Source organism: Longimicrobium sp., assembly GCF_048594345.1.
In the GTDB taxonomy this organism is placed as follows: domain Bacteria; phylum Gemmatimonadota; class Gemmatimonadetes; order Longimicrobiales; family Longimicrobiaceae; genus Longimicrobium.
On the sequence record NZ_JBMDXM010000275.1, the window covers coordinates 1 to 5,848 of the forward strand.

General features: G+C 69.3%; 3 protein-coding genes. All 3 read right to left on the reverse strand.

Annotated elements, in window-relative coordinates; translation table 11 throughout:
* Positions 1-173: 173 nt before the first annotated feature.
* A complete protein-coding gene (locus ACOJUJ_RS28615) occupies positions 174-881 on the reverse strand; it encodes a hypothetical protein (protein WP_420130343.1) in 708 nt (235 codons plus the stop codon).
* 265 nt (positions 882-1,146) lie between these two features.
* On the reverse strand, positions 1,147-3,243 hold the full coding sequence (locus ACOJUJ_RS28620; protein ID WP_420130344.1) for an amidohydrolase family protein: 2,097 nt from the start codon (positions 3,241-3,243) through the stop codon (positions 1,147-1,149).
* 351 nt (positions 3,244-3,594) lie between these two features.
* Positions 3,595-4,962, reverse strand: coding sequence for a DNA recombination protein RmuC (locus ACOJUJ_RS28625; protein WP_420130345.1), 1,368 nt, complete (start codon positions 4,960-4,962; stop codon positions 3,595-3,597).
* Positions 4,963-5,848 lie beyond the last annotated feature (886 nt).

Genomic DNA, 5,848 nt, shown 5'->3' on the forward strand with positions numbered 1-5,848 from the left:
CGCCGGCAACGCGGGCCACGACGTGCTACCCGAAGACGGCTGACGGCACGGAACGGATCCCGGTGGATGAACGCGCCGCCCACCGTGGACGTGCACGGAGGGCGGCGTGTTCTCCCGATTGGCGCTGCGACAGCGGCGAGCCCGGGCTGCGTCCGCTACGACTCCGGCGCCGGTCAGCGCTGCTCGGCCAGGCTCCGCAGGCAGGGCCGCGACGCGGAGCGGTCCGCCGCCTGCCGCGCCGCCTCGTTTGCGTGGGGCGTCGTCGGCGTGATGCGGTCGGTGACGCAGGCCTGGCCGCCGGTGATTTTGGCGACGGCCAGGTACGACGTGGCCCGGTCCGGAACCGACGGATCCTCGAAGGCGTTCACGCGAACGATGAGCGCAACCGGCGCCCCGTTCCGCATCCGCCACTCGGCGCGGGGGCCCAGGCTGGAAAAGGCGCTGGTGATGACGCCCGAGTACCGCAGCGGGAGCGTGCGCCCGCCCGGCGCGATCAGGTCCACCGTCATCCGCGCGTCGAAGTCGTGCATCAGCAGCGCGTATCCGGCGGTCCCGGGACAGCGGAGCGTGGTCGCGCCCGTTTCCGCGTCCCGCTCCACCAGGCGGCACTCCGCTTCGGCCAGCGAGGTGTAGACGCTGCGCGTGGCGGCCGTGGAATCTTTCCCCGCCGCGGAATCGCTCACCTGCGCCGAATCCGCGGCGAACGCCGGAAAGCCCGGGCCGGTGGCCGGGGGTGGCGCCGCCGCGGCGGAGTCGCCGGCAACGACCGCGGACGTGTCGGCGGACGGGGAGCCCGGCGCGGCCGTTCGTGGCTCGCCATCGCCGCCGCACGCGGCGAGAACGTACAGCAGGACCGTCAGGAACAGAGCGCGTGAGAGCATCGGTTTCTCGGAAGCGGGATGGGTCTGCCTCGGCGAACGGGCAAAATCGGCGCCCACGCAGACCTCCCCCTCCGCCGGCCGACGCGGTCCCCTCATGACTGGTTGCCGCCGCGCACGGGACAAAGGGTTCGGGGCCCGGTCACTTCCCGCGCACCGCGGAGAGGATGATGGCCGCGGATGAAGCCAGGGTCCGCATCCTTTCTCGTCCCTCCGCCCCTCCGCGCTCATCCCGCAGCAACGCGGCGGGGCTGGATGCGGCTCGCCGTTACCTGCGGATCACCACGCGGCCTTCCTTGATGACCGCGCTGACGTTGCGGGCGTCGCGGATGTTCCGGAGCGGGTTTCCGTCCACCAGCAGCAGGTCGGCGCGGCGGCCGGGCTGGATGGTGCCGAACTCGTCTTCGCGGCCCAGCCACCGGGCGCCGTTCACCGTGGCGGCGCGCAGCACGTCGATCACGGGGACGCCGGCCTCTACGTACGCCTCCATCTCTTCGTTCAGGCTGCCGCCGTCGGTGCCGGCCAGCAGCATCACCCCGCTTTCGTGCGCGCGGCGGACAAAGCGCGCCATTCCGCGGTACCCCTCAGACGCGGTGGCGAAGTCCTGCAGGCTGAAGCGCGCGCGGTCGCGGTCGCCTACGCGGTGAACGACGAGCGTGGGATCAAGCGCTACGCCGCGCGCCGCCATCAGCCGCAGCAGCCCGCCCAGCTCGGGCCCATCCGGATCGATGCGCGACCAGTCGGCCTGCATCCGCGCGATCGGGGCCTTTTCGCGGTCCAGCGTCTCGTTTTCCCCCTGCGGCTGCATCTCCAGCGGCAGCACGTCGCGCCAGACGCGGATGTGGCTGAAGCCCTCGATCCCCGCCTCCACCGCCTCGCGCAGGCTGGTGCGCACGCCGATGTGCCCCGTCACGGGGAGCCCCTGCCGGTCCGCCTCGGCCAGGATGGCGCGCGCGACGTCAGGATCCAGCAGAAAGTAGAGCTTCAGCAGGTCCACGCCCTGCTCCTTGAGCGCCCGCACCAGCGCGGGCGCCGCCGCCGGGTCCTCGATCGCTACGTCCACCATGGGGTGGTAGCCGCCGGGCGCGTCGATCAGCGGGCCGGCGGTGTAGAGGGTGGGCCCCGCCACCACGCCCAGGCGGTTGGCGTCCTTGAAGCTCATGCTGGTGCTGATGGGCGCGCCGGGATCGCGCACGGTGGTGATGCCGCGCTCCAGCAGCCGCTCGCCCTGAAAGGGGAACCAGTAGTGCGCGTGGTTGTCCACCAGCCCCGGCATCAACGTCTTTCCCGCCGCGTCCAGCACGGGGAGCCCGGCCGCCGGCGCGCCGTTGTGTACCCGGACGATGCGCCCGCCGCGCACCTCCACCGTGGCATCTTCCATCACCCGCTCGTCCACGCCGGTCCACACCCGCGCGTGGACGATGGCCAGGTCGCCGGGCGCGCGGCCGGGGAGCGGCAGCGCGGCGCGAAAGGGGAGGGGCGCCACGGTCCCGGCGCGCAGGTCGATGCGGTGCAGCCGGCGCCCGTCCGCCAGCACGGCGACGCGGCCCGCGGAGTCGATGGCGAGCTGCTTCTGCCCGTACGGGCTGGCGTACACGGCGCGCGGCGTGGCGCCGTCCGTCTGCGCCATCACCGTGTCCACTCCGTTCTGCCCCGCCACCCACATCCGCGTGCGCCCGTCGCCGCTCCACGCCACGGAAAACTCGCCGCGCGCGGGCGTCTGCGTGAGCCGCGTGGCGCGCAGGGAGTCCAGCGCCAGCAGGTACAGGTCCGCGCCGCCGTAGCGCCCGCTCTCCAGGAACACCGTGTCCGCCGTCGGAGAAAGCGCGAACGACCACTCGTGCCAGTTTTCCGTGTGCGTCAGCTGCTTCGGCTCGCCACCGGCACTGCCGCCGCGGGGGGCGCGCCACAGGTGCGCGTCGTACTGGCCGCGCATCAGCACGTAGAACAGCTCGCGGCCGCGCGGGTGGTAGGCGATGTGGCCCAGCGAGCCCTCCACCTCCAGCACGGAGCGGCTGGCGCCCGTGGCAAGGTTGTGCTCCATCAGCACGCTGCCGTTGCGCGTGTTGCGCGCAAAGGCGAGAAACTGGCCGTCCGGCGACCACGCCGGGTGCGCGTCCCAGGCGCCGCCGGTGGTCACCTGCACCGCGTCGCCGCCCGTGACGGGGACAATCCACACGGTGCCCAAAATGCTGACCGCCACCCGCTGGCCGTCCGGCGACAGGGCGGGGTCTACCGCGCCGCGCTCCAGCACCTCCACGCGCGCCGGCGCCGGAGCGGATGCGGTCTGCTGTGCGGCCGCCGGCGCGGCGAGCAGCGCGGCCGCGAGCAGGGCGGCCGGATGGAAGCGGGATAGGCGGATCATCGTGATTCTCGTATGTCGGTCTGGCGGATGGATCGACAGGTGGTAAAGAAATAGCATCCCGGCGCGTCGGATCGCAATGAACGCAGCGCCGCGGTGATCGATCGTAACAGTCGGGAAGGGGAGGTCGATGCAAAGCGGCCCCGGCGCACGTGCGCCGGGGCCGTTTCGTGGCAAATCCGGGTGAACACCAGCTGCACCTCCAGAACCGATATCTCACACGGGGTCAACGGGGTCAACGGTAAAGATCCAAAACCTTTACCCCGTTGACCCCGTGTGAGACAAGTCTTTTCCATGATGCGGGTCCGGTTCACAACGATCAGCGAAATTCGGTATCAGCCGTCGTCGTTTCGATCAATCCGCGGCTTCCGCTTCTTCCGGGCTTTCGGCGACGACCTCGCTGACGAACAGGTCTCCCACCGGCAGCAGCCGCTGCGCCTGGGTATCCGGCAGTTCCTCCACCGTCCGCAGCTTTCTGGCGATCTGCCGCGTGCGGACCTCGGCACGATCCATCTCGTTGCTCGCGGCCTGCAGCTTCTTCTTTACCTTGACCAGCACATCGCCAAACTTGCCGAACTCGGTCTTTACGGCGCCCAGTACCTCCCACACCTCGCTGGAGCGCTGCTGGATGGCGAGCGTGCGAAAGCCCATCTGCAGGCTGTTCAGGATCGCCCACAGGGTGGTGGGCCCCGCGACGACCACCCTGCACTCGCGCTGGATGGCGTCCAGCAGGCCGGCGCGGCGCACCACCTCCGCGTACAGGCCCTCGGTGGGGAGAAACATCACCGCGAAGTCGGTGGTGGCGGGTGGGCAGATGTACTTGGTGCAGATGTCCCTCGCGCACTGCCGGATGCGCTGCTCCAGCTGCCGGGACGCCGCCTCCATCCCCGCCAGGTCGCCCGCTTCCTGCGCATCCACCAGCCGCTGGTAGTCTTCCAGCGGGAACTTGGCGTCGATGGGCAGCCAGACCGGGCCCAGGTCATGGCCGGGGAGCTTGATGGCGAACTCGACGCGGGTTCCGTTGAACTCGTTGGTGGCAACGTTCTTCTCGTACTGGTCGGGCGTCAGTACCTGCTCCAGCAGGTTGCCCAGCTGCATCTCGCCCCAGTTGCCACGCACCTTGACGTTGGAGAGCACCTTCTTGAGGTCGCCCACGCCGCTGGCCAGCGTCTGCATCTCACCCAGCCCGCGGTGCACCTGCTCCAGCCGTTCGCTTACGCTGCGAAAGCTGTCGCCCAGCCGCTGCTCCAGCACGCCCTGGAGCTTTTCGTCCACCGTCTGCCGCATCTGCTCCAGCTTGGCGGTGTTGTCGGCGCGGATCTGGTCCAGCCGCCCCTCCACCGACAGGCGCAGCTTCTCCATCTGCTCGCCGTTCGTGGTGGTGAGCTGCCCGATCTGGGTGGAGAACCCGTCCATCTGCAGCTTTTGCGCGGCGGAGATCTCGCTCAGCGTCAGCACGACGGAATCGTTGAAGCCCTTGAGCGTGGTTCCCACCTCCCCGCGCAGGCGGCCGGCGTCGGTGGCCGCCGCTTCGCGCGACCGGGCCAGCTCGTCGCGAAAGCCAAGCGCGGCGCGGTCCTGGCCCTTGTTGACGTCGTCCAGGCGGGCGGCGAGCAGCTTTGCGTCTTCGCGGCCGGTGCCGCGGCGCAGCAGCAGGGTGAGCAGCACCACGCAGACGAGCAGGAGCCCGATGGTGACGGAAAGCAGCAGTTCGATGGACATGCTGGGCGATGGCAGGGAGGCGGAGCACGGCGGACATGATCGGCCGTGCGGATGCGGGAGCGGTCCTGGAAGGACGTTTTGTGAGGTGAAGCTACAGAGGACGTTTCAGGTGAGCTACTGAATAAAAACCGAATCCCTGGGGATGCCGCCGAGCGACGAGGATGGTTTGCTGCGGGGGGCGCCGCTACGAACCTGCTCCCACCGGAGCCCTCACTGTCATCCTGAGGGAGCGCACGTCCCTAACTTTCATGACCACAAATACTTGCCTGCGACCGAAGAATCTCTGTCGGGTCGCGCAAGGCCCAGCCCTCGGAGCCGTTCACGTCCCCCAGTCAGGCATTAAGGAGATCCTTCGGTCGGCGCCAGAGGGTGTTGCCAAACCTCACCTGCTCCGCCGGAGCCCCACTGTCATCCTGAGGGAGCGCACACCCCTAACTTTCACGATCACAAAAGCTTGCGCGCGACCGAAGGATCTCTGTCGGGTCGCGCAAGGCCCAGCCCCCGGGAGCCGTTCACGTCCATCAGTTCGGCATAAGGAGGTCCTTCGGTCGGCGCCAGAGGGTGTTGCCAAACCTCACTTGCTCCGCCGGAGCCCCCACTGTCATCCTGAGGGAGCGCACACCCCTAACTTTCACGATCACAAAAGCTTGCGCGACCGAAGGATCTCTGTCGGGTCGCGCAAGGCCCAGCCCCCGGGAGCCGTTCACGTCGCTCAGTCAGGCATACGGAGATCCTTCGATCGGCGCCAGAGGGTGTTGCCAAACCTCACCTGCCCCCACCGGAGCCCCCACTGTCATCCTGAGGGAGCGCACACCCCTAACTTTCACGATCACAAAAGCTTGCGCGCGACCGAAGGATCTCTGTTGGGTCGCGCAAGGCCCAGCCC

Coding starts and splice junctions, on each gene's coding strand:
- ACOJUJ_RS28620 (WP_420130344.1), bottom strand. CDS start 3,243: ATGATCCGCCTATCCCGCTTCCATCCGGCCGCCCTGCTCGCGGCCGCG.
- ACOJUJ_RS28625 (WP_420130345.1), bottom strand. CDS start 4,962: ATGTCCATCGAACTGCTGCTTTCCGTCACCATCGGGCTCCTGCTCGTC.
- ACOJUJ_RS28615 (WP_420130343.1), bottom strand. CDS start 881: ATGCTCTCACGCGCTCTGTTCCTGACGGTCCTGCTGTACGTTCTCGCC.